Raw genomic sequence first — 24685 nt, 5'->3', positions numbered from 1 at the left:
ATGGCACCCGGAAGCTGCGCATGGGCAGGCAGGCGTGCAGTGCCTGCCTGCGCCAAACGTTCACCTCATGGCGACAGGTGGCCCAGACCGATGGGGGCGGCGAGGCAGGTGTCCGGTACTCCAAAGGCGTCCACCAGGGCCACCGCGTCCGGGCGGAGCTCGGCGCACAGCCGCGTCACCTCCTTGCGGATGGCCTTCGCCTTGGTGCCCTCCAGCCACCCGTGCTCCTGGAACCAGCCGCTGGCGGACTCCAGGCAGGACAGGCCGTAGAGGTCGCACAGGCGGCCCAGCACCGTCTTCAGGCCCGGGTCCTTCACCTCGGCCACGCCCTCGAGGAACTGCTCCAGCACCAGCCGCTCCACGTGGGCGTGCGCCAGCTCCAGGAGGTGGACCTGCACCTGGTTGAAGGCCTCGAAGGCCTCCATGCCCGCCGTCAACCGCTTGCGCAGGCGCTTCGACACGGTGGCCAGCACCTCCTCCTCGCGGAAGCGCAGCGCGCGCAGGTGGTAGTCGTTGTCACGCAGGTGGTCGCTGTCGGTGCGCCGCGCGGCGAAGGGGTTGCGGTCCACCACGCTGGTGGCCCGGTCCGCCAGCAGCTTCAGCACGGCGAAGACGCGGTCGTCCTCGAAGCGCTGACGGTAGCCCGTGAGCAGGCCCTTGGCCACCAGCTGCATCAGCACCGTGTTGTCGCCCTCGAAGGTGGTGAACACGTCCGTGTCCGCCTTCAGCGCCGCCAGCCGGTTGGCCTCCAGGTAGCCCTGGCCGCCGCACGCCTCGCGTGCCTCCTGGAGGACGGCGGTGGTGTGCCAGGTGCTGTAGGCCTTGAGGCCGGCCGCCAGCGACTCCACCTCGCGCGCGTCCTCCTCGGTGCGATTCACGTAGCGCTCCACCAGGTACTCGAGCGCGAAGTCCAGGGCGTACGTCTTCGCCAGCGGCTTGAGCAGGCGCTGCTGGTGGGCCTGGTGGTCCAGCAGGCGGAACTCCTTGTCGCCCGCGGGGCCGAACTGGCGCCGCAAATCACCGTAGCGCACGGCGATGGTGAGCCCGCTCTTGGCCGCGCTCAGCGCCGCGGAGGCCACGCTCACCCGGCCCGCCACCAGCGTGCCCAGCATGGTGAAGAAGCGCTTGGAGTCGCCGGTGATGGAGCTGGTGTACTCGCCCTGCTCGGTCACCTGGCCGAAGCGGTCCAGCAGGTTCTCCCGAGGCACGCGGACGTGCTCGAACCAGATGCGGCCATTGTCCACGCCGTTGAGGCCCATCTTCTCGCCGCAGTCCTCGATGCGCACCCCGGGCAGTACGCGCCCGGCCGCGTCGCGCAGCGGCACCAGCAGCGCGTGGACGCCCAGCGCCCGGCCTCCCACCTCGAGCTGGGCGAACACGGTGGCGATGCGCCCGTGCCGCGCGGCGTTGCCAATCCACTCCTTGCGCGCCGTCTCCGTGGGCGTGTGCACCACGAACTCGCCGGCCTCCGCGTCGTAGCGCGCCACCGTCTCCACGTCCCGCACGTTGGAGCCATGGCCCAGCTCGCTCATGGCGAAGCAGCCGGGCAGCTCCAGCGAGGCCACCTGGGGCAGGTACTTCCGGTGGTGCTTCTCCGTGCCGAGGAAGAGGATGCTCGCGCCGAAGAGGCCGAAGTGGACGCCGGCTTTGACGACGAGGCTCAGGTCGAAATAGGCCAGCGTCTCGAAGGCGGTGACGAAGGCGCCCAGGTCCGCGCTCGTCTCGTTGCCAGCGGGGAAGGCGATGCGGCCCAGACCCTGGTCGGCCATGGCCTTGAGCCAGGTGAGCACCTGGTCCCGGTACTTCGTGGTGTCACGGGTGTCCGTGTAGCGGAACGCCGGGTCCGCCAGCCACTGGCGCACCTGGGCGCGTGTCTCCGGATACGTCCGGTCCAGCACCGCGCGCAGCGCCTTCGGGTCGAAGGACGTGGGCGCGCGCGTCTCGACGCGGGTGGGTGATGCAGCGGGGACGAGCGAGCGCACCGCCTCGCTGCCGGAGACGCCCAGGGTTTCTTCCAGCAGCGTCAGCGCGCGCGTCAGCTCCGGCATGGGCGCGGGCAGGCCTTCGTCGCCGTTGCCCACCCGGGCGAGCTGCGCGCCCAGCTCGGCGAGGTTCTTGTGTTCGCTGTGAGACAGGCGCTCCGCGGTGCGGCGGATGTGCTCGCGCACCTGGGCCAGCTCGCCGGGGCTGGGCGGCATCAGTGGGTCCAGCCAGCGCGCCAGCACGGTGTTGGAGCGCAGGTCGAGCCAGGGCTGCGCGCGAGCGGCGGAGCCCATGGCGCGGATTTCCTCGGCTGTGAGCTCCCCGTCCGTCCAGGCCACGTACAGCATGGGGACGAGCGGCGCGAGGCGAGGGAGGGACAGCAGCTCGTGCGCTGTCGGACGGGTCTCATCCACCATGGTTGGCGCTCCTGGAAGCAAGAGGACGGGCGCAGTGTGGCCAGCATGCCGCCGCGCGGCAACGGGAAGCGTGAGGCGCGAGCAGGCGAGCGGGCGGGCCGTTCCAGGGACGGGGTGGCGTCCCTAGCTTGCTCGCATGGATGAACCGCAGGCACTGGAGGACCTGATTCCCAAGCCCGGGGCGCTGGGCTTCTCTGGCAGCGCGGAGCGCGCGCGGCATGAGATGCAGGGGCCCTTCACGCTGCCGCCAGGGCCGGAGGCCTTCTCCTTCGCGCTGTACCAGTCCACAGGCGTGGGACTGATTCCCGGCCACTCGCTGGAGCTCCTGGAGAACAGCGCCGTCTTCGAGCGCATGCTGGAGGACATCCGCGCCGCGCGCAGCAGCGTCCACATCCTGGTCTACATCTGGCGGCCCTGCGAGCTGTCGGACCGCGTCGTGGAGGCGCTGGTGGAGCGGGCGCGGGCGGGCGTGGCGTGCCGCGTGGTGGTGGACCCCGTGGGCAGCGAGGAGATTCGCGGCGACCGGGACTTCGACCAGAAGGTGGAGCGGGTGCTCACGGCCGCGGGCGTGGAGGTCCACTACTACCGGCTGCTCGCGGGCAAGGTGCTGGGCCGGCTGCTGGGCCGCAGCCACCAGAAGCTGGTCATCGTCGACGGACGCATCGGCTACACCGGCGGCTTCGGCATCTGGAGGGTGTGGGAAGGCGACGGCCTGACGCCGGACGAGTGGCGCGACACGCACGTCCGGGTCGAGGGGCCCGAGGTGCGTCGCATGCAGCTCTCCTTCGCCCGGCACTGGCAGGAGTCGGGGGGCGGGCTGATTCCCCCCAGCGCCTTCCCCGAAGCGGAGGCCCGAGGGCCCTGCGCGGCGGGCTTCATCGACAGCGCGGGCAAGCTGGGGCTCACCGACGCCGAGCGCATGGTGCGGATGGTGATTGCCGCCGCGCGCGAGCGCATCTGGATTGCCAACGCGTACTTCTCGCCGCCCAACGCGATTCTGGAGCAGCTGGAGGAGAAGTGCCGTCAGGGCGTGGAGATTCGCATCCTGGGGCCCGGACCCAACCACGACGTGCCGGTGATGCGCGCCTCGCAGCGCTCGACGTACGAGCGGCTGTTGGCCGCGGGCGCGCGCATCTGGGAGTACCAGCCGTCGATGATGCACGCGAAGACGCTGCTCGTGGACGACTGGCTCGCCGTGGTGGGCTCCACCAACCTGGACTCGCTGTCGCTCAACAAGCTGAAGGAGGGCTCGCTCGTCATCCACGACGCGGCCTTCGTCCGCAAGCTGGTGCGAGGCTGGGCAAAGGACTTGCGGCACTCGAAGGAAATCAACCTGGAGAACGGCGGGCGCACCAACCCCTGGCGGCGGCTGGCCCGGCGCGCCACCCAGCTTCTGGGGCAGGACCGCTAGGGCTCAGCGCGCGTCCTTCACGCCCACCTGCTGGCAGAACTCGAGCACCGGGCACGTGGAGCACTTCGGCCGCGTGCCCGTACAGACGTGCTTGCCGAAGGGCACCAGCAGCCGGTTGATTTCCACCCAGTAGTCGCGGGGGAGCCGGGCCTCCAGGGCTTCCATCGTGGCCTCGGGCGTGCGCGCCTGCACGTAGCCCCAGCGGTTCGTCACGCGGTGGACGTGGATGTCCACGCTGATGGCCTCGTGGCCGCACGCGATTCCCAGCGCCAGGTGCGCGCACTTGGGGCCCACGCCCTTGAAGGACTGGAGCACCTGGGCGTCACATGGCAGCACGCCGCCGAAGGCGTCGCGCGTCCGCACGGCGATGGCGTGGAGCTGCCGGGCCTTGGGCTCATGGAAGGTGACGGGCTGGATGATGGCGTCGATGGCCTCGGGGGACATTCGCGCCAGGGCGTCCGGCGTCGAGGCGCGCTGGAGCAGGGCGAGTGAGACGGGCAGGCTGACCTCGTCACGCGTGCGGATGGAGAGGATGCAGGCGACGAGCTGCTCGAAGAGCGAGTCATGCCCCCGGGCGGCGAGCGCGAACATCGCCGCGTCCGCGAAGTGGCGCACCGTCTCGCGGATGCGGCCCAGCACCTCGGTGATGTCGAAGGGGGCCTTGTCCGGACGGGGCGGCGTGGCCGCGGGTCCGGACAGCGGGGACTCGCGGGCCACCCTGGCGCTCGCACTCACCGGGGCTCGCCGGCTAGGCGCGTCTCTTCGCGCCATGCTTGTTCTCGCCCCCATGCGTGCCGAAGTCCCCCGCGTTCCGGTCCGCGGGGAAGACGTCGGTGTCATCCCGTCGCTCGCGGCCCTGACCTGACACGTCTCCGGAGTCCGCCTTTCGGGGCTGGCGCTCCGGCGCGTCGTGGGTGTCCAGCTTCCGTCCCTTCTTGTCCTGCTGCGTCGCCATGATTGGCCTCCTGCCTCGAAAGATGGTGTCTCGGACGGGAGGAGGTACCGGCTCGCTCCCGAGGCCGCTGACAGGGCAGGGGGCCGTTCGCGTCAGGCGGGTGGCCTGGACAGGTCCAGGGCGTACCAGTGGTCGCAGCCGAAGTGGCCGGTGTTCCCCAGGGGGGCGCACAGCGGCTCGAAGCCCATGCGGCGGTAGAGCTTCTGGGCCTGGTTCATTCCCGCCAGCGTCTCCAGGTAGCAGCGCTGGAAACCCGCCTCTCGCGCGAACTCCAGGCAGCGGCGCAGCAGGCGCTCGCCCTGACCGAGCCCGCGCGCCTCCGGCAGGAAGTACATCTTCCGCAGTTCGCAGGTGCCCGTGTCTCCGCCCTCCAGCGGGGCGATGCCTCCACCACCGATGACGCGGCCCGCTCGCTCCACGACGAAGTAGGCATGCCTGGGCCGTGCGTAGGCCGCGGACATCGCGGAGACCTCCGGGTCGTGGATGGCGAACCCCGGACCGTCCGCGCCGAACTCCGGCATCACCGTCCGGATGATGTCCGCCACCGCGGCGTCATCCCGCGGCTCGATGCGCCGCAGCGTCAGTTCTTCCGTGCTCATGGCGGCAACGTTTCACAGCCTGGGGCGGAGGACCAGTGGCCGCCGGTGGGGCGGTGGGTGCGTTCCCTCCCACGCACGCGCTGTGCAATCGGATGCACAGGTGCCACGGCCCGGAAGCAGCGAAAACCGCTGTGCTGGTGGCTGGGACCACGCTCTGTGTCTGCCTTCATGGGGTTTTGGAGTGGCACGGTCGTTGTAGCTGGGGGGATGCATGTATTGCCCTGACTGCCGTGATGAGCGGCGTGGCAACGATTTCTGGTGTGCGCTCTGTGGCGCGCGGATGGTGGAGCGCTCTCGCGCGGTCATCGAAGCCGAGCTCGCCCATATCCAATTCCTGCTCGACGAGATGACCCGGTGGGAGCCTTCCGAGGTTCCTTTCAGCGCCAAGCGTTTCATCGGTCAGCGATACGAACGGCAGACACGCATCCTCCTCGCGGTGCTGACGGAGCTGCCACAGGACGGTGGTGACGCCGCCGCGCGAGCGGTGACGACCGCGCAGTTGGAGGTCGCGGGGGGCGGAGCCACTTCGGTTCCACGCGTTGAGGTGGCGGGGGCCGCCGCCCACGCTGAAGAGGCCGCGGGGCCAGGCAGTGTCTCCCGCGCCGAAGAATCCGTGGTGGAGGCGCTGGCTTCACGCGGCGCTGCTGGAACCGAGGTGCCATCCCGCGCGTTCGAGCCGTCACGGGGGACGCCGGGGGACGCCGTGTCGCAAGCGGAGCCGGCCCGGCGCGACATGGCCGTGGGGGACGTCCACGCGTTGCCCCCGAATCCCGCGGAGCCGTATGTCGAGCCTCCACCTTTGGACAGCCTGTTCGCCCGCCTCGCGGAGGAGACGTCCTCGTGGAACCGCGTCTGGAGGCCGTTCCTCTACGAGAGCATCATGTGGTTCGTGGGGGCGTTCCTCATCCTGTCGGGCACGCTCTACTTCGTGTTCGAGAGCTGGGCGGGGATGTCCTCCAACGTCCGTTCGCTCACGGTCTTCGGGCTGACCGCGGGCTCCTCCGCGGGGTTCTCCATCTGGGGAGCGTACCTCGCGCGGCGTGAGACGCTGCGCAATGCCGGAAACATCCTGGGCCTCATCGGCTCGGCGGTCGCTCCGCTCGCGGGCATCGCGCTCGGGCCCATGGCGCTGGGAGACGCGCTGCAACTGGGCGGTGTTCGCAATGTGCTGCTCATCCCGCTCCTGCTGGCATGGGCGGGCGTGTCGGCCTTCCTCGCCCGAAGGCCCGCGGAGCACTTCGACGCCGCATCCCGCCCCATCGTCCAGGCCGCGCTCGTGGCCAGCACCCTGATGATGGGGCTGGCGCCGCTCGCCGCGCGGGCAGGTGGCTTCGCGCTGGGGTTCGACGCCCTGCCGTGTGTGCTCTTCTTCCTGCTGTCCTCGCGGCCCACGCCGCAGCCGCGTCAGGACACCACGCTCGTCTTCGCGCTGGGAGCGCCGCTCTACCTGCTGGCGCTCTACTTCGTCCGGCTGCATGTCGCCCTGGTGGACGCCGGGGTTGAAGTCTCGCTGGGCACGTATTCGCCGTTCGCCGCGTTCCTGTTCGCCACGGCGCTCCGCTTCCGCGCCCTGCCGCCCGAGCGCGCGGCCGACACGCTCTCACTGGGCGCGGTGGCGCTCCAGGCGCTCAGCCTCGTCGCGGCCGCGCTCGCGCCGCCTCCAGCGTTCTTCCTGACGGCCGCCGTCACCACCTGGACGCTGCTGAACCTGGCTCGAGGAGGCGTTGCCCGCGCCCCATGGCTCTACGCGGCTTACGCGAGCACCTACCTCGCCTACGCCTCCTTCTCCCAGCTCATCCCCGGGCCCGTGGAGCGCGTCATCGACGCCCTCAAGGCGAGGCTGGGCTACACCGTCACCGAGTCGCTCCCGCTCCAGTTCGGCGCGCTCTCCGCGCTGCCCTTCATCTTCGTGGGCGCGGTGCTCGGCGTCGCGCTCCTGTGGCGAAGTGAGCGCACGGGCAATGCACGGGAGCGGGCCCTGTCGGAAGTGTTGCTGCGCGCAACCGCGGTGGCGAGTCCGCTCTTCGTCCTCTGGGGCATGGCCGGACCGGACGCGCGCCCGTCTTTCTGGAGCGTGCTGGCGCTGGCCTTGCTGTGCCTGGCGCTGGGCCTGCTGGTGGAGCGCTTCTTCCTGACAGCCGTGGGCGCGGGCCTGTCATTGCTCCTGCCGTTCCAGGCCTGGAGCCTGCTGGGGGCTCCGGCCGCGTCCGTCGTGGCAGGCGTGTTGGCGCTGGTGCTCGCCGGGGTGGCGATGCTGTGTACCGAGCGCACACGCTGGTTGCTGGCCATCGTCGCTGGTGGCGTATCGCTGACCGGGTTCTTCCTGGGCATGTTCGTGGGTGACGGCTTCGTGTCCGTGATGGGCGTCGCCCTGTGCGGCGCCGCCGCGGTGGCCGGTGCCTGGGCGCTTCAGCGCGCCCAGCCCATGGAGATGGCCTCCGTGCTCGCCGTGTCGGTCCTTCCGCGACTGGTGGCTGAGGTCTCCTCGCCCTGGGTCGCGCTGGCGATTGCCGCCGCGGCGCTCGTGCTCGCGTTTCTGTGCACGCGAGGCGGGCTGTGGCGGTGGCTCGGGCCTCCCACCGTTGGCTATGCGCTGCTCGCCGTTGCCTGGGGTGTCCTGGCCCAGGCGCCCGCTCTGGCGGCGGTGATACTCGTCGCGGCCGGTGCCATTGTCCTGGCGTCGCGGAACGTGCCGCAGGTGCGCCCGCTGGCCGTCGTCCTGGCTGCGCTCGTCCTGGTGCATGACATCCCGGAGCTCTTCGCGCCCTGGGGCGGATGGATGTCTCCTGGCATGTCCATCATGGCGTTCGCCTGCTGGGCGCTGGGAGCCTCGCTCATCGCCGCGCGGTGGGGTCACAGCCACAGTACCCGGGGGGCTGGGCTCGTGGCGCTCGTGTTCCCGTTGTTCACCCTGCAGGCAAGTGACGCGGACGGGCGCGTGTTCTTGCTGCTGGGCGCGGCGCTCGCGGCCCTGCTCACCGCGCGTGCGCTGCCCGCCTCGCTGAGCCTCGGGGTGGCTGCGTACCATGCGTTCTTCGGATTCCAGCTCGTGGGGCCCGAAGCACTCCTGGGGCTGGCAGTGGCGCTGGGCGTCCTGGCGGTGCTCGAGGTCGTGCCCTCGGTGCTGCGTGTATTGGCGGGCGGTCACCGCTTCGCGTGGGTGGCGACGCTGGCGTCCACGGCAGTGCTGTTCGACGTGGTATCGCGCTGGAAGGGGACGGCGTTGCCACCGTTGGTCGTGTGCACCGTCGTGCTGCCACTGCTGTGGACCCGGGCGACCCGCTTCGCCTTCTTCGCCTCCCTCGCGGTGCCCTTCACTGTCGGCGCCTTGGTGTTCGGGGCCAGTGGCCGCCTGGGTGAAAGTGCGCTTCTGGGGAAGCTTGGATTTGGCGACCCGCCTGGGTGGTGCGTGTTCATGCCGCTGCTAGCGCTCGCGCTGGTCCGAGTGGTTGCGCATGTTCCGTTCGCTGCATCGCTGTTGCTGGGCACTCGCGAGGAGTCACCCCGACGTACCCTGTCGACGTGGGTGCAGGGTTGGCTCGCTGCCGTGGCGGTGCATGTCGCCGCCCTCGTGATTGTCGGGCTGTCGTTCTCCTCCCCGATGATGTTCTGCCTCCTCGCCGCGTCGCTGGTGGCGATGCCAGGGCCGCTTCCCTTCCTGCGCATCGGCGCGTCCTCGCTGCTGCTCCTGGTCATCCCGGAGAGCCGGCCCGTTGTCATCCTGCTGTTGCTCGCGCTGGCCATCCTGGAGCACCGGTGGCCGGAGCGCGTGTGGCGCTTCTTCTGGAGCTCGCCGGACAGGGTGCTGCGACCCGCGGCCGTCATCCTGGCGATGGTCGTCTCGGCGTTCTCCTTGCAGCAGGAACCCACGCCGGCTCACGTCGCGGCGCTGGGCGGCGTGCTGGTGCTAGCCACGTTCCTGCTGTCGCAGCGGATGCTGCTCATCCCCGCTGTGTGGGCCCTGGCTCTGGCCTCGCTGGGACTGGGCGGCTTCGGGGATTTCGGCGACTGGCAGCAGGAGGTGGGGCGCTCCTTCATCGCCGTGTTGCTCGGTGCCGCGGTGCTGGCGGCTGCGTGTCAGTCCGAGAAGGTCCAGGAGGCATTCCGCAGAGGCCTCGCGACGGTATTGCCCGAGCTGGAGGGCGCGTGGAGCACGCCGCTGTGGCTGGGGAGTGCCAGCGCCCTGGGGGGGCTGCTGCTGGAACGGCTGTTGGTCTCGGGGCCCGGTGCGTTGCCGCTCCCGGCAGCGTTGGGCATGGGCCTGACGGCCTGTGTGCTCATGGTGACCCGCACGCGGGACATGGCCTGTGTGGCCATGGGCCTTCTGGGGGCGACGCTCGTCGCGGCGGTGCCCCTGCTGTGGGTGCCGGCTGTCGTCAGCGCCGCGGGGCTGGTGCTGTGTCTCGCTGGAGCGGTCCTGGATGCCCGAGACGCGCGCGTGGGCACGGTGCTGCACCATGGGGGCTGGGGCATGGCGCTGCTGTCACTCGTGGGGCTCCGGGAACTGGAGCACGTGGGGACGCCGCTGAGCCTCCTCTTCGCGCTGGGCGCCGCGTGGACGGTGGTGTGGCGTCGCCGTGCTTGGGAAGTGGTGGGATGGCTGGCGTCGCTCGCGGCCGTCCACGGATGGCTCATGTACCTGGGCGCCGTGTACTCCAGTGGCCGGGGCGCGGAGTTCATCCTTCCCTACTTCGGCGCGGCGAGCGCGCTGCTGGCCGTGCTGGCGCTCTTCGTGGCCGGCAAGTCGCTGCGCGGGAGCGTGGGACATGGCTTCACCGCGGTCGCGCTCACCGAGGTGCTGCTGAGTCTGGTCCTCGTGGGCGCCTCCGCCGACGCGCTCCGCGAGGGCCTGCTCACGAGCGTGACGCTGGGCGTGCTGTTCTTCGTCCTGGTTCGCCGCGCGGTGAAGGAGCAGGCGACAGCCTCCGGCTACGTGGCCCAGGTCGTGCTCGCGCTGGGCTATCTCAGCGTGCGGGTCCTGGGGATGGGCGAGCACCCGGGACCGGGTGACAGTCTCGTGGTCCTGGTGGGTGGGGCGCTGTTCACCGGTCTCTACTTTTTCGCGCAGCGCGAGGGCTCGGGCCTGGCGAGCCTCCGCGGCCCGATGTTGCTGGGGGCATACCTCTTCCCGCTGGCGGGCCTGCTGTCCGCACCGTGGGGGGCGCCGGCCCACATGGCGCTGCTGCTGGTGGGACACGCCGCGCACTTCCTCGCGCTCGGAATGCGCCCGGAGTGCCGCGGCCTGGCGTCGACGACGGCGGTGCTGGCTTTCAACGCCGCCCTGTTCATGGGGTGGCAAGCGACCGGGGCAGGGGAGCCGACGTACTTCATTGTCCCCGCGGGGCTCTCCCTGCTCGCGCTGTTGCGCGTGTTCCGTGGCGAGCTCGACCTGCTGCTCTACACGCAGCTGCGCGCGGTGACGGTCACGGCCATCTACATCGCGGCGGCCTGGCGGCCGCTCATGTTCGACGATGGCCGCGCCATGCTGCTGTGCGTGCTGCTGTGCGTGGTGGGCGTGGTCTGCGGCATCGCCCTGCGCATCCGCTCCTACGTGTATCTGGGCACCGGCTTCCTGGTGACGTGCATCGCCGCCAACCTCGTGCGCTTCGGCATGCGCGACCATCGTGTCGCCGCGGCGTCGTTGTTCATCCTGGGACTGCTGGTCATTGGTTCGATGGTGATGCTCAGTGCTCATCGCGCCACGTTGCTCCAGAGGTATGCACGGGTGCGCGCGCTCCTCGAGACCTGGGAGGGCTGATACCGCGAGTCCTTGGCGGACGACCCCGGAGGTGCTCTTGAATGCGGGCCCTCATGCCGCTCCGCTTTCGACTGCTCTCCGTCGTGCCCCTCTTCGCGCTCGTGGGGTGCGCCACCGTGAAGACACGGGCGCCGGAGCCCACCGGCGGCACGGAGGCCGTGGAGGTGACGGTGGCCGCGCCCGCGGCCCGCGTCGACACGGTGCCGGTGACGGCGGTGGAGCAGGCCGCGCCCGCCGCGATGGCCTCCCGGTGGATGTCGTCGGGCGTCCTGGAGGCCACGCTGCGCGCCGCTGAGCAGGTGACGGGCCCCGCGAGCACGTCGGGCCGGTTCTGGGATGTGCTGCTCACGCCGTCGAAGATGGGGGGCTCCATCGTCCAGCGCTCCATCCAGCTCGTGGGGGTGCGCACCCTGCGCCGCATCAGCCGCAGCGTCCCCGATGACTGCTCCGGCTTCGTGCGCCTGGCGTACCGCTCCGCGGGCATCGACCTGGTGGCCCACGGCTTCCTGGCGGGAGAGAACGCCGTCTCCGGCATCTTCCGTCGCGCGCTGGAGGTGGGCGCCGTCCATCATCAACCGCCGCGGCCGGGGGACCTCGTCTTCTTCCGCGAGACGTATGACCGCAATCGCGACGGCCGCCGAAACGACGGGATGACCCACATTGGTGTGGTGGAGGGCGTGGATGCCCATGGCACCGTCACCTTCATCCACCGGGGCGGCAAGGGTGTGGCGCGCGGCCGGTTGAACCTGTCCTTCCCCTCGAAGCACCAGCTGGAGCAGGGCGGGCCCGTGGTCAACGACTACATCCGTCCCGCCGCGAAGGGCTCGCGTTCGTACCTCGCGGGAGAGCTGTTCGTGGCCTTCGCTTCGCCTGAAGGACTGTAACTTTCCAGCGGCGTGCCCATACCCTGCGTGCCTTTGAAGATGCGGCGCGCTGATGCGTCATGGGTGGCATGCGACTCGCCCTTTTTCTTGGCTGCTTGCTGCTCGCTCCCGGTTGTGTCGTGCACTCGCGCTCGCCCGGGCCGCCACCTCCGCCTCCGCGCCCGGTGGCGATGACGTACAAGGAAGCGGTGAACCTGGGCTTCAGCCAGTGCCGCTCGCGTGGCTACGAGTGCCGGCTGAAGGACGCCGACCGTAAGGGGCGCGACGTGTGGCGGGTGAAGTTCAACGCCTTCACGCGCGGCGCGCGAGGCCACCTGCACCTGGACTTCGACGCGTACTCGCGCAGGCTCCTCCGGGTGGACGAGAAGGTGAAGGGGCGGCGCCATGACTGGGACGATGACGACCATCGTCGCGGGCGCGGCAAGAAGAAGGGGCACGCGAGGTGGGACGACTGATGTCCGCCGCGCTGCGGCTCAGTCGCGCTTCTTCTTGAGCACCTTGATGGCGTCAGCCGCGGCGTCGTGGCCGCAGTCCTTGCCCCCCAGGAAGCCCTTCTCCTTGGGCAGGGCCACGATGCGCTCCAGGGCGGGGATGGCGTCCGCGTCGCCCAGGGCCGCGAGCCGGTTGGCGGCCTGGGTTCGGATGCCGCAGTCCTGCGCGTTCAGGGCCTCGCTGTACGCGCGGACCAGGTCCACGCCGCCCGCGGCCTTGGCGAACTCCAGGTAGCGCAGCGCGCCCCACTGGCGCAGTGAGTGGGGCTCCTCGGCCAGGTCTTCGTAGCGGGCGCGCACGCGCTCCTTGGGGAGCCGGGCCAGCGACCGCTCCAGGACGGTGAGCTGCTCCTTGCCGTAGTCCTCCGCCAGCCCGTCGAGAATCTGCTCCTCCACGCCTTCGAGCGCGGCCTCCTCGATGTGGTTGAGGGCGGTCCGCTCGCTGATGTGGTGGCCCTTCGCGTGGTGGGCCGCCACCCGCGCGCGCTTCACCGAGGGCAGCTCCTTCTCCTCGTCGGTCGCGCCGTCCAGCAGGGCCAGGGCCTCGTCCAGCTTGCCGTCCTCCAGGAGCGCGAAGGCCTTCGCGCCCGGGTCGTTGCTCAGCCCCAACCACGTGGCGCCTCCGGCGACCAGCACCACCGCGCCTGCGACCATGAGCGCCTCTCGCTTCCGGCGGCGCAGCACGTCCGTCCACCCCGCGGGAAGCTTGGGGGCCTGGAGCCGCGACAGCAGCGGCGCGAGCGTGTTCCGCTTGCCGCTCTGCGAGGCGAAGCGGTCGCCGAACGGAGGGCCCTCCGAGGCGCGCTGGCAGCGGTAGAGCTGGAGCTGCTCCTCGCGGCCGGGGAGGGTGATGGTGCCGCAGGGCTCGGCGATGGCCTCGGCGCGGTTGCGCGCCAGGTTCACCGCCTCCGTGAAGGTGACCTCGCCCGCGCTGGCCACGTGCTCCACGGCCTCGACGACCTCCATGGGCTCGCCCAGCACCGTGTCGGTGGTGGCGAGCACCTCGCCCGCGTGCAGGCACACGCGCACGTTGAGGCGGTCCGCCTCCGGCACCGTCTGGTTGTGGTGCCACAGCCGGTCCTGCATGGCCATGCCACACAGCACGCCCGAGGTGGGCGAGCGGAACACCACCAGCAAGGCGTCGCCGCGCTTCTGGACCAGCCGGCCCTCGTGCTCCTTCACCAGGGGCATCAGCAGGCGGTCATGCGTCTCCAGCATCCGCGCGTTCTCTTCGTGCGTCTGCCGGCTGGTGCGCTCGGTGAAGCCCTGGATGTCGGTGAGCATCACCGTCAGGTTCTGCGGCTTCACCACCGACGCGCTGCCGCCCGTCACCGTGGCCATGCTGCCGGAGGACCTCATCCCGAAGGGCGCCGTCCCGGTCCGGATGGCACCCGCCACGGGCTGGGCGCCCGAGGCCGTGCCTTGGGCCGCTCCGAATGCCGCGGTGCCACTGCCCGCCTGGGGCGCAGGGGCTGCGCCCGCGAAGGCCGCCGTGCCCGTCGGGCCGGAGGTGCCGCCACTCGCGCTCCCGGCGCCGAACACGGCGGTGCCGGAGGAGGGCGTGGCGCCACTTCCCGGCGGCGGGACATAGGCCGGAGTCCCCAGCCCGGGCGTGAAGGCGGAGAGGGCCGAGTGCGCCGCGGCCAGCGCGTCCGCCAGCTCGTGCGCGCTCTGGGGACGCTTGCCGGGGTCCTTCTCCAGCAGGCGCATCACCAGCGACAGCAGGCCCACGTAGCGCGACAACGTGGGCGCCGCCCGGTCCAGCGGCAGCGGCGCGGCGGAGGCGTGCTGTGAGAGGAAGTTGCGCGGCAGCGGGCCGTCGAAGGGGAGCCGCCCGGACAGCACGCGGTAGGTCAGCACACCGAAGGAGTACAGGTCGCTGCGCGTGTCCACCTTGGCGCCCACGGCCTGCTCGGGGGAGAGGTACTCCGGCGTCCCGAGCACCACGCCCACCTGGCTGACGCTGCTGGAGGCATCCGGCTCCACCAGCCGGGCGATGCCGAAGTCCAGCAGCCGGGCCTGCTCGCCCCGGGCGCTCCTGGAGATGAAGACGTTCTCCGGCTTCAGGTCGCGGTGGATGATGCCCTTGTCGTGGATCGCCGCCAGGCCCTCCGCCAGCTGCTGGAGCAGCGGCAGCGCGCGGCCGGGGGGCATGGGCCCCGGGGTGAGGACGTCATACAGGCTCTCACCCTCGACGAACTCCATGACGAGGCACGCGTGGTCACCGGACTCGCCGAAGTCGACGATGCGCACCACGGCCGGGTGCTCGACGGCGGAGAGGAGCCGCGCCTCACGCTTGAAGCGCTCCGCCATGCCGGCCTGGGCGTGAAGGTCATGGTGCAGGACCTTGATGGCCACCTTGCGGCCCAGGGAGACCTGCTCACCCAGATAGACCTCTCCCATGCCGCCCGAACCCAGCGGACGGAGAACCCGGAAGCGACCGTCGAGGACGAGGGAGTCGGGGGCCAACACGCGGGGCGCATCTTGTCCGACTTCGGCCCAGGGTGCAGCCCGTTCCTTCACGCGGGATGCGAGTCGCCATCACGTCTCGTTGCCTGCTCCACAAGCGGGGGTTTGCCAGAAATTTCGAGGGCTTGGGCCTCGTGCTAACGTCCCTCCTCCCGCGATGGCTACCGAAAGCGATTCTCCCAAGCCCGCCACGGCGCTGGATGCACGCGCCGCCGCCCCCGAGCTGCGCCTGCTGGACCGCAGGGCGTTCGTGGGCTTCCCGGCGCTGGAGGTCCTGCCGGGCCTGCGCATCTCCGACTTCGCACTGCAGATTCCGGACGTCAGCTTCCCCTTCAACGTCAGCGCGGGGGCCACGCGCTACCAGCGCAAGAAGCTGCTCTTCGGCTTCCTCGAGCTGTCCGTCGACGCGGACCTGGTGACGCGCCGGGTGGCGGAGCTGGCCGGGCGCCTGGCTGGCATCGAGGAGCTGCGGCTGCACTTCCGTCCCGGGTATCTCGAAGGCCAGGGACGGCTGCCAGCGCCGGAGCGCACGCCCTTCACCTTCAAGGTGGCGTTCGACGCGGACGGGGAGCGGCTCGCCGTCTACCTCTATGACGTGCGGCTCTACGGCTTCTCCTCCACGCCGTCCGTGCAGGTGCCGGGGCTGCTGTCCTCGGCCGTGGGCGCGCTGGCGCTGGTGCCGGACGTGGAGGTGCGCGGGGCCACCGGGTTCTCCACGCGCGTGCTGCCCGCGCTGTGCCAACTGGCGGCGGTGAGCCGCGGCTACAAGATGCCGATGCTGGACACCGCGCGCCTGTCCGCCGCGGAGGTCTCCAGCACGGGCCTGCGCCTGCGCTTCTCCGCGGGAGGCCTGCCGCCGCCGTCGCCGCCGGACGAGGAGCTGCTGCTGGCGCTGGAGGGCGCGCGCGCGTTCGCCGACGCCGAGGCGCTCATCGCGCAGGGCCGGCTGGCGGAGGCGCGGCAGGCGTACCTCCAGGCCGGAGACGCGCAGGACGCGCACCCCTTCGCCGCCGAGCGGCTGCTGTCGCTGATGGTGGCCGACCCGCAGGCGCATGACCTGGCGCTGGACGTGGCGGCGACGCTGCAACGCCGTCGCGACCGCAGCCCCGCGGCGCTCTGGGGCGAGGCCGTGGTGCGCGAGCGCCGCGGTGAGGGCGCCCGCGCCGCCGAGCGCTACCTGGCGCTGTGCGCGCTCGCGCGCCGCACGTCCGAGGAGGCCGCGGCCTTCTTCGCCGCCGAGGCCGCCGCGCGCTGCTCGCGAGACACCGCGCCGCAGGTGGCGGTGAAGGCGCTGCACGAGCTGCTGGGGCTCAAGCCCGACCACCTGCCGTCCCTCAAGGCCCTGGCGCGCGCGTCGGATCAGGCGAGGGACCGGGCGGGCGCGGTGCGCGCCTACCGCCGGCTGGCGGCGCTGGCCCGCGACCCGGCCGAGGCCGCCGACGCGCACGTGCACCTGGCGCGGCTGTGCGCGCAGACCGAGGACGACATCGCCGGCGCGCGCCTGCACTGCGAGGCCGCGCTGCGGCTGGCGCCGGACCACCCGGACGCGCTGCTGCTCCTGGGTGAGCTGTGCCACCGCGGCGGCGAGCACCTGCGCGCGCTGAAGGCCCTGGACCGCCTGCGCGAGGTGGCCATGGGCCGCCACGAGCTGGACCGGGTGGGCCACGCCGACCTGATGGCCGGCCGCGTGTGGGACGAAGGGCTGAAGCAGCCGGAGAACGCGCTCTTGCGCTTCCGCGAGGCGGTGTCGCTGCTGCCCGGCGAGCCCGAGCCGCTGTTCGCCGCGGCGCGCGTCGCGGAGAGCCTGGGCCGGTTGCAGGAGGCGCTCGCGGGCTACCAGCAGGCGCTGGAGCTGGCGGGGCCGGCGCCGCGCTCGGAAGGGGTGCGGCACGCCGCCCATTCCAGCCACCACGCGCTGGCGCGCCTCTACCGCACGCGGCTGGGCGACCCGGCGCGCGCGCGGGAGCACCTGGAGGCCGCGCTGGCGCTGGACCCGCGCGACGCGGTGGCGCTGGAGGAGCTGATTCCGTACTTCCGCGCCACCGGCCGCGCGCAGGAGCTGGCCGAGGCGCTGGAGAAGTCCGCGGCGCTCCAGGACGCGCCGGGCAAGCGCGCGGCGGCCTGGGCCGAGGCGGGCGAGCTGTACCGGGGCAAGCTGCAGCAGCCGGAGAAGGCGGAGCGGCTGCTGCTGCTCTCGCTGGAGGCCGACGGCGACCATCGGCCCGCGCTGGAGTCGCTGCTGGCGCTGGCCGAGGCCCGTCGCGACGGCGCGCTGCTGACACGCTGCCTGTCCTCGCTGGCGCGGCTGGCCACGGACCTGAAGGAGCGCGCGCAGAAGTACCGCCGCCTCGCGGTGGCCGCGCGGGACCTCGCCTTCGATCTGGACCTGGCGGTCCACGCGCTTCAGGAGGTGCTGCGCGCGGAGCCGGACGACCTGCCCGCGCTGGGCGAGCTGTGCGCCTTGCAGCGCAAGCGCGCCGACATGGCCGGGCTGGCCGAAGCGCTGGAGGTGCGCGCGCGGGTGGCGGAGGCGCAGGGCGACAAGCGCCTCGCGGCGGCGGCGCTGCGCGAGCTGGCCGGGGTGCTGGAGGCGCGGCTGGGCCGCGTGGGCGACGCGCTGGTGGCGCTGGAGAAGGCCGCGCGGCTGGCGCCGGACGCCGCGGTGCTGCTGGACCTGGCGGACCTGTCACTGCGCTGCGAGCGCCCCGAGCATGCCCGGCGTGCGCTGGAGACGCTGCTGTCCACGCTGCCGCGCACCGCGGCGCCGGAGAAGCTGGCGGACGTGCGCTCCCGGCTGGGCCGCGCGTGCGAGATGCTGGGCGACCGCGAGGGTGCCATCGCCGCCTACGCGCAGGCCTTCCCGCTGCGCCGGCTGGATGACGCCCTGGCCGCGCGCCTGGAGGCGCTCTACACGGAGACGGGGGAGTCGCAGGCCCTGGCCGAGCTGTGGGCCAGCCGCGCCCAGGCGCTGATGGGCGCCGACCGCGCCGAGGAGGCCGCGCCGCTGTTCCTCCAGAGCGCTCGCGCCCTGCTGGAGCGGGACGAGAAGGCCGCCGCGCTCATGCGCCTGACGGCCGCGCTGGAGGCGAGCCCCGAGGGCCCGCTGGCGGCCGAGGTGCTGGAGTCGCTGGCCGAGCTGGAGCTGGAGCGCGGCGAGAAGCTGGAGGCCGCGCGCCTGTACGCGCGCCGGGCCGCGCTGGTGCCGGAGGCGCGCGCCGGGGCGAAGCTGCTGTTCCGCGCGTCGCTGCTCGCGGCGGGGACCTCCCGCGAGGAGGCCTTCCTCGCCGACGCGCTGGAGCGCGACGCGACGTTCGCGCCCGCGCGGCAGCGCCGGGGCGAGCTGCGCCTGCCGACGGACGCCCGCGCCGCGCTGGAGGACTTCGAGGCGGTGCTGGCCCTGCCGCCCGCGGACAGCGACGCGCCGCGCGAGAGCGAGCGCGTGGCCCTGACGCGCAAGGCGGCCACCGCCGCGGTGCGCGCCAGCCGCACGGACGCCGCCCGGCGCCTGCTGGCCGAGTACTGCGCCCGCGCGCCGGAGGACCTGGACGCCCGGGTGGAGCTGGCGTCGCTGCACCGCAAGGCCGGCGCCCGCGAGGCCCTGGCGGACCTGCTGGTGGAGCTGTGGCCGCGCCTCGCCGGAGAGCCGCGCCGCGCCGCCCGCCGCGAGCTGGCGGAGCTGTCGCTGGGCCTGGGCCGCGCGAACACCGCGGTGGATGCGCTGCGCAGCCTGCGCCTGGAGGAGCCGCACGACACCTGGGCCGCGCAGGCGCTGCTGGACCTGCTGCCGCCGCCGGGCACGGGCACGCCGGAGGAGGAGTCGGAGCGGCTGGAGCTGCTGAGCACCCTCGTGTCCGCCGCCTCGGGCGAGGCGCGGGCGGAGCTGCTGGCCCGCCGCGCCGTGCTCCACCGCGCCGCGGGCCGGGTGGCCGCCGCGCGCGACGACTTCTCGGAGGCCGCGAAGGGCTCTCGCCGCCCCGCGCCGCTGCTGCTCGCGCTGACGGAGCTGGCGCGTGAGACGGGCGACGAGGCCGCGGAGCTGGACGTCTGGCGCCGCGCCGTGGCCGCCGACGCCAACCTCGCCACGCGCGCCCGGGAGCGCCTGCTGGCCCTGGCCTCCACATTGGTGGAGAAGGACGAGCGCGGCCTCGCTCGCGAGGCCCTGGGCGCCGCCATCGACCTGGAGCTGCCCGCGTCGGAGCGGTGTGACGCCTTCTTCGCGCTCGCCGAGCTGGCCCGCCGCGACGGCCAGCCGGAGGAAGAGGCCGCCGCGCTCGCCGAGGCGGCCCTCCAGGGCCCCGCGCCCCGCCGCGTGGAGGCGCTGCTGGCGCGCGCCGCGCTGCTGGAGGCTGGTGGCCGTCTGGAGGAGGCGGGGCAGAGCCTGGAGGCCGCGCTGGCCCTGGCGCCTCGCCACGCGCACGCCACCGCCGCGCTCCAGCGCGTGCTGCGCGCCCGGGAGGACTGGGCCGCGCTGGCCGAGCTGCTCTCCGCCGAGGCGCCGCACGTGCCGTCCGCCGAAGCGGCCGCGCTGTACGCCGAGCTGGCCGGCCTCTACCTGGACCGGCTGGAGCAGCCGGTGCCCGCCGAGGCCGCGCTGCGGCAGGCGCTGCGCCTGGCGCCGTCCGACGCGGCCGTGCGCCGCCGGCTGGTGTCGCTGGTCGCGGACCGCGGCGAGCTGCGTGAGGCCGCCGCGCTGCTGGAGGCGGCGGCGGAGAGCGCCACGCCCCAGGAAGCCGCCGCGCTGCTGCGCGAGGGCGCGGGCTACGCGCGCGGCGCGCACGACCTGGACCGGGCGCTGAAGCTGGCGCGCAAGGCCCATGCGCTGGTGCCCGCCCAGGGGGCGGAGCTGGCGTCGCTGGCGGAGCTGCTCTACCTGCGCGGCGCCGTCATCGAGGCGCTGCCACTCCAGGACGCGCTCGCCGCCGCCGCGGACTTCCGGGGCGCGCCGGAGGCCGCGGAGTCCACGTGGCTGCGGCTGGCGGAGCTCGCCGAGCAGGCGGGCGAGACGAAGCGCGCGGTGTCTGCCTACCGGAAGCTGCTGGCCGAGCGGCCCCTGTGCGAGCCGGCGGTGCTGCGGCTCGCCGCGCTGCTGGAGAAGGACGACCCGCGCGGCGCCTTCGAGGTGCGCGTCACCCACGCGCACGCGCTGACGCCTTCCGAGGACACCGTGCAGCGGCTCGTCGAGCTGGCGGCGCGGGCCCGCGAGGTGCTCGTGGACGCGGGCGTGGCGGCCTCGCTGCTGTCGCGCGCGGCGTCGATGGCGTCGGAGCCGCTGCCGCTTCGGCGCCGGCTCGCGGCCCTGTACCGGGAGGCGGGCCGGACCGTGGAGCTCCTCGCGGAGCTGCGCCAGGTGGCCACGCTGAGCCTCCAGGCGGGGGCCCAGGACGACGCGCTCGCCGCCTACCAGGAAGAGGCGCGGCTCGCCGTCGACCTGGGGCGCGCGGACGACGCGCTGCGGGCGCTGGCGGACGCGAGGGACTTGCTGGAGGCGCAGGGCCAGCATGCCGAGGCCGCCGCGTGCGAGCGCTACCGCGCGAAGCTGCTGCGTGACGTGAAGCTGGACCCGGCCTCCGCGGAGGACGCGCTGGAGCGCGCCTTCGCCCTGGCGGTGGACCTGGGCACGGCGAAGCTGGGCGCCGCGCTGGCGGAGCGCCGCGACGACGCGGAGGCGGAGGCCCGCTGGCTGGAGCGCGCGCTCCCGCTGCTGGACGACGCGCGCGAGGCCGCGGCGGTGCTGCTGCGGCTGGCGCGGCTGAACCTGGGCGTCCTGTCGGACGTGGCGAAGGCCGAGGACCTGCTGCGCTCGGCGCTGCGCAAGGACCGGACGCTGGCGGAGGCCGAGGGGCTGCTGGAGAAGCTCCTGGAGGACGACGGCCGCCTGGCGGAGCTCGCGGCCTGGTACGAGGAGTGCGCCGAGGGCGAGCTGGACGCGGAGCGCCGCGCCGGGCTGTTCCTGCGCGCCGCGGTGCTGTACCGAGACCGCGCCGGGCGCCCGGACGCCGCCGCCGCCGCGTTCATCGCCGCGCGCGCCGCGCGTCCGGACGACCTGGAGCTCACGGCCCAGGCGGCGGAGCTGCTGCACGAGGCGAAGCGCCACGCGGACGCCGCGGAGTTCGACGCGGTGCTGCTGGAGGCGGACCCGTTCCGCGAGCCCGTCTTCGCCCGTCACCTCGCCTTCCTGGAGGAGGCCGAGGACCACCAGGCGCTCGCCGAGCTGATGCTGCGCAGGGCGCAGCGCCAGGAGGCCGCGGCCGCCGCGGAGAGCTATCTCGCCGCCGCCCGGGCCTTCCGCGCGGCCGGTGCCCGCGAGCGGGCGCTGCTGTGCGAGGACCAGGCCTTCGAGCTGAGCCCCGCGAGCGCGGAGGCCTTCGAGCGCGTGCGCGAGCGCGCGGCGGGCGACGTGCGCCGGCTCGCGGAGCTGCTGGCCCAGCGCGCCGCGGCCCTGCCCACGCAGGAGGCGCTGCCGCTCCTGCGCGAGCGCGCCACCCGCCTGCTGGATGCGGGTGAGGCGCTGCTGGCCGCGGTGGCCTTCGACGAATACCTCTCCGAGGCCTCGGACGACGTGGACGCCCTGGCCGCGCGCGCCGAGCTGGCCGCGAAGGGTGGGGGGGCCGTCGCCGCGCGGCCCTATGACCGCCGCCTGCTGGACGTGGGCGGGGACGCGCTGCCGGTGCCGGTGCGCACGCGGACCTGGCTGCGGCTGGGGCACGCCTCGCTGGGCGCGGGGGCGTTCCACGACGCGGCGGATGCCTTCGAGGCCGTGGTGGCGCTGGAGCCGGAGGGCGAGCGGGGCCGCGAGGCGCTGTCGCTCCTGGCCGAGGTCCACTCGCGCACGGGCAACGCGCCGGGCCTCTACCGGGCCTCGCTGCAACTGGCGCGCAAGGCGGAGGACGCCGCCACCGCCGAGGCGCTCTACCGCCGCGCGGCGGACCTCTGCGACGACCCGAAGGACGCCATCGACGCGCTGCTTCCCCTGGCGCGGCTGCGCCCCGCGGATGCGTCCGTCATCGACCGGGCGGTGGCCGGCCTGCAGGCGCTGGGACGTCACGGCGACCTGCTGGACGTGTACGCCGCGGGCGCGGAGGCAGCGGGTGGCCGCCGCGCCGCGGAGCTGCTCCTGGCCGCCGCGTCCGTGGCGTCCAGCTCGCTGGCGGACGAGGACGCGGCCTGGGCGCTCACGCAGCGCGCCGCGGAGGCCGCGCCGGAGGACCTCACCGCGCTCCACGCGCTGGTGGCGGGGCTGCGTCAGCGCGGCGAGCCCACGCGGCTGCTGGAGGCGCTGGAGCGCCTGGTGCCGCGCGTGGAGGACGCCGACGAGGCCGCCGTGCTGCGGCTGGAGCTGGCCGGCCTCGCGAAGGACGCGGGCCGCGAGGACGTGGCCCGCGAGGCGCTGGAGGCCGTGGTGGCCCGGGGCGTCTCGGGCGCGGGCTACGCGGACGCGCTGGAGGCGCTGGAGCCGCTGCTGAAGGACGCCCCCGCGCGGCGCGCCGAGGTGCAGGTGGCGCGCGCGGAGCTGGCCTCCGGCCGTGAGCGGCAGGCGCTGCTCCTGGCGGCCGCGCGAGGCTTCGAGGCCGCGGGGCAGCTGCCCGACGCGCTGAAGGCGGCGAAGGACGCCGCCGCGGTGGAGCCGGACGTCGACGCCGCGCTGCGCGTGGCCCACCTGTACCGCGCCTCCGGCGACACGCCGCGCGCGGCGCGGGCGCTGCTCCAGGCCGCGCGGCTGGCGGCCCCCGAGGAGCGCCCGCCGCTGCTGTTGGAGGCCGCCGGCCTCTGGGAGAAGGCGGGCGAGCACGGCGAGGCACTGGAGGTGTTCGAGCGCATCGCCACCGAGGCGCCGGACATGCTGGCGCCCTCGGAGCTCGCGGAGCGCTTCGGCCGGCTGGGCGCCTTCGCCCGCGCGCTGGAGGTGGGCTTCGCGCCCGCCATGGCCGCGGGCGACCTCACGGACGCGCTGGCCATGGCCGCGCAGGCGGGCGACAAGGCGCGCACGCGGGAGGCCCTGTGGGCCCTGGCCGCGCTGGAGGACGCGGACCCGGCGCATGCCTCCGCACTGGCGGACGGCCTGCGTGTCGAAGGTGACGCGGAGGGCCTGCTGGAGCTGGCGGGCCTGTCCGCCGCGCGCGACGCCGCGTTCGCGGTGGTGCTGCGGGACGAGGTGCTGCGCTCGGCATCGGCCCCGCTGATGCCGCGCCTGCGCGCGCTGGAGGAGCTGGCGCCCGAGCCGGGCTTCGCTGCCCGTCTCACGTTGCTGCTTCCGGGCCTGGAGCAGCTCCCGGAGGCGCTGGCGGAGGCCGTGCTGGCGCAGGTGCAGGCGCAGCCCGCGACGGTGCGGGTGGAGGCGCTGGCCATGGCCGCGGACGGCTGGCCCTCGCGCCGCAAGCCGCTGCTGCGCATGCGCCACGCGCTGGAGCTGGAGCTGGGCCGCTACGAGGCCTGCGTGCGCACGCTGGCGCAGCTCGCGGAGGAGGAGCCGGACGCGGGCGCGCGCGCGGTGCTGCACCTGGAGCGCGGCGAGCTGCTGCTCAGCCCGCTGGAGCAGCTCCCCGAGGCGCGCGAGGCCTTCGAGCAGGCCCTGGTCGATGACCCCGCGCAGCGCCACTCCCTGCGGCACCTGCTGTCGCTGGTGGACCTGGGCGAGGAGCCCGCCGTCTTCGTGTCGCTGGTGGAGCGGCTGGAGCAGGCCGCCGGTGCCGAGGCCGCGGACCCGTACCGCGAGCGGCTGGCGGACGCCTACGAGGCGCTGGGCATGGTGGCGGACGCGGCCGTGCAGCTCGAGCGCCTCCCGGAGACGGACGAGCGCCTGGCCCGCCGCGCGCGGCTGGCGGAGGAGCGCGGCCTCACCGGCGAGGCCCTGCGCCTGCGCGAGCGGCTGACCGACGAGCCCGCGGTGCTGGAGGCCATCCTCCGCGGCTACCTGGACGCGCAGCTCGTGTCGCCGGCGGCGCGGCTCGCGGCGCGCCTCTTCGACGCGGAGCAGCTGTCCCCCGAAGTCACCCGCATGGCGGCCGAGCACCTCTCCACGGTGCCCGAAGGCGTGGCCCTGGCCGCCCGCATCTGGCCGCACCTGCTTCGTGAGCAGCCGCTGGACGTGGACGGCTGGACGCTCTACGCGGAGGCCCTGCGGGCGCTGGGCCAGACAGAGGCCTCGCAGCGGGCGGATGGCATCGGCGCGGCGCTGTCCTCCAGTGACGCGGCGGCGCCCCAGACGCCGGTGTCGACGCTGCCCGTGCCCTCGGGCTTCGCGCATCCGGTGCCGCCGGACGCGGTGCCTGTCACGGCCGAGCGCCTGCCCCGGCTCGCCGCCGCGCTTCGGCCGGTCCTGTCCTCGCTGGGCGCGGGTGAGCTGCAGCTCGTGGTGGACCCGGTGGGCGGCGTGGAGGCGTACCTCGCCAGCGGCGACGTGCTGGTGCTGGGCGCGGGGGCGCTGTCCTGCTTCGGGGCCTCCGAGCTGAGCTACCTGTGCGCGCTGGCGCTGGCGCTGGGCGAGGACGGCGTCAAGCTTGCGCGTCCCGGACCGGTGCCGGGCCTGGACGCGGCGGCGGTGGCGGCCTTCCGCGCCGTGCCGGCCTCGCTCGCCGCGGGGCGCGTCCTGGCGCGGCTGGACCCCGAGGTGCGGGGTGGGGACCCGGCGCAGGTGGATGTAGGCGAGGTGCTTGCCCGGGGGGACACCTTCCGCGCGCTGGCCCTTTGCGTGCTGGATGGCGCCTAGCCGTGTAGCGTTG

Annotated in this window: 10 protein-coding genes; 5 read left to right on the top strand and 5 right to left on the bottom strand. The window is 73.7% G+C overall.

All coding sequences use genetic code 11. The features are described 5' to 3' along the window. Positions 1-65 precede the first annotated feature (65 nt). Positions 66-2399, bottom strand: coding sequence for an acyl-CoA dehydrogenase (locus VZL07_RS08805; RefSeq protein ID WP_426754908.1), 2334 nt, complete (start codon positions 2397-2399; stop codon positions 66-68). 136 nt (positions 2400-2535) lie between these two features. Here VZL07_RS08805 and VZL07_RS08800 point away from each other — a divergent pair, with 136 nt between their 5' ends. Then, on the top strand, positions 2536-3810 hold the full coding sequence (locus VZL07_RS08800; protein WP_426754907.1) for a phospholipase D-like domain-containing protein: 1275 nt from the start codon (positions 2536-2538) through the stop codon (positions 3808-3810). Between the two features lie 3 nt (positions 3811-3813). Here VZL07_RS08800 and VZL07_RS08795 read toward each other — a convergent pair whose 3' ends face one another. The 3 genes from VZL07_RS08795 to VZL07_RS08785 all read right to left on the bottom strand — a co-directional run bounded on the left by VZL07_RS08795 (position 3814) and on the right by VZL07_RS08785 (position 5364). Beyond that, the gene (locus VZL07_RS08795; protein WP_426754906.1) at positions 3814-4581 is read right to left on the bottom strand and encodes an endonuclease III domain-containing protein; all 768 of its coding nucleotides are present in this window, start codon (positions 4579-4581) and stop codon (positions 3814-3816) included. Continuing rightward, positions 4559-4765, bottom strand: coding sequence for a hypothetical protein (locus VZL07_RS08790; protein WP_426754905.1), 207 nt, complete (start codon positions 4763-4765; stop codon positions 4559-4561). The genes VZL07_RS08795 and VZL07_RS08790 overlap by 23 nt, the downstream gene beginning before the upstream one ends. Before the next feature lie 92 nt (positions 4766-4857). Beyond that, positions 4858-5364 carry a GNAT family N-acetyltransferase gene (locus VZL07_RS08785; protein WP_426754904.1) on the bottom strand — a complete coding sequence of 169 codons (507 nt, stop codon included), beginning with the start codon at positions 5362-5364 and terminating at the stop codon, positions 4858-4860. A 280-nt stretch (positions 5365-5644) separates the two neighbouring features. On the opposite strand from VZL07_RS08785, the gene VZL07_RS08780 reads away from it, so the two are divergent. The 3 genes from VZL07_RS08780 to VZL07_RS08770 all read left to right on the top strand — a co-directional run bounded on the left by VZL07_RS08780 (position 5645) and on the right by VZL07_RS08770 (position 12461). Continuing rightward, positions 5645-11122: a hypothetical protein gene (locus VZL07_RS08780; protein WP_426754903.1), complete on the top strand. Its 5478-nt coding sequence runs from the start codon at positions 5645-5647 to the stop codon at positions 11120-11122. A 41-nt stretch (positions 11123-11163) separates the two neighbouring features. Beyond that, entirely contained in the window at positions 11164-12006 is an 843-nt protein-coding gene (locus VZL07_RS08775) for an NlpC/P60 family protein (protein WP_426754902.1), read from the top strand. 68 nt (positions 12007-12074) lie between these two features. Beyond that, positions 12075-12461: a hypothetical protein gene (locus VZL07_RS08770; protein WP_426754901.1), complete on the top strand. Its 387-nt coding sequence runs from the start codon at positions 12075-12077 to the stop codon at positions 12459-12461. 18 nt (positions 12462-12479) lie between these two features. Here the strand turns inward: VZL07_RS08770 and VZL07_RS08765 are convergent, their stop codons facing one another. Next, positions 12480-14969 carry a protein kinase domain-containing protein gene (locus VZL07_RS08765; protein WP_426754900.1) on the bottom strand — a complete coding sequence of 830 codons (2490 nt, stop codon included), beginning with the start codon at positions 14967-14969 and terminating at the stop codon, positions 12480-12482. Between the two features lie 154 nt (positions 14970-15123). On the opposite strand from VZL07_RS08765, the gene VZL07_RS08760 reads away from it, so the two are divergent. Then, on the top strand, positions 15124-24672 hold the full coding sequence (locus VZL07_RS08760; protein ID WP_426754899.1) for a flagellar hook-length control protein FliK: 9549 nt from the start codon (positions 15124-15126) through the stop codon (positions 24670-24672). Positions 24673-24685: the final 13 nt, after the last annotated feature.

The organism is Pseudomyxococcus flavus, assembly GCF_050038885.1.
Classification (GTDB): Bacteria; Myxococcota; Myxococcia; order Myxococcales; family Myxococcaceae; genus Myxococcus; species Myxococcus flavus.
This window is presented reverse-complemented; position numbering and strand designations above follow the sequence as displayed.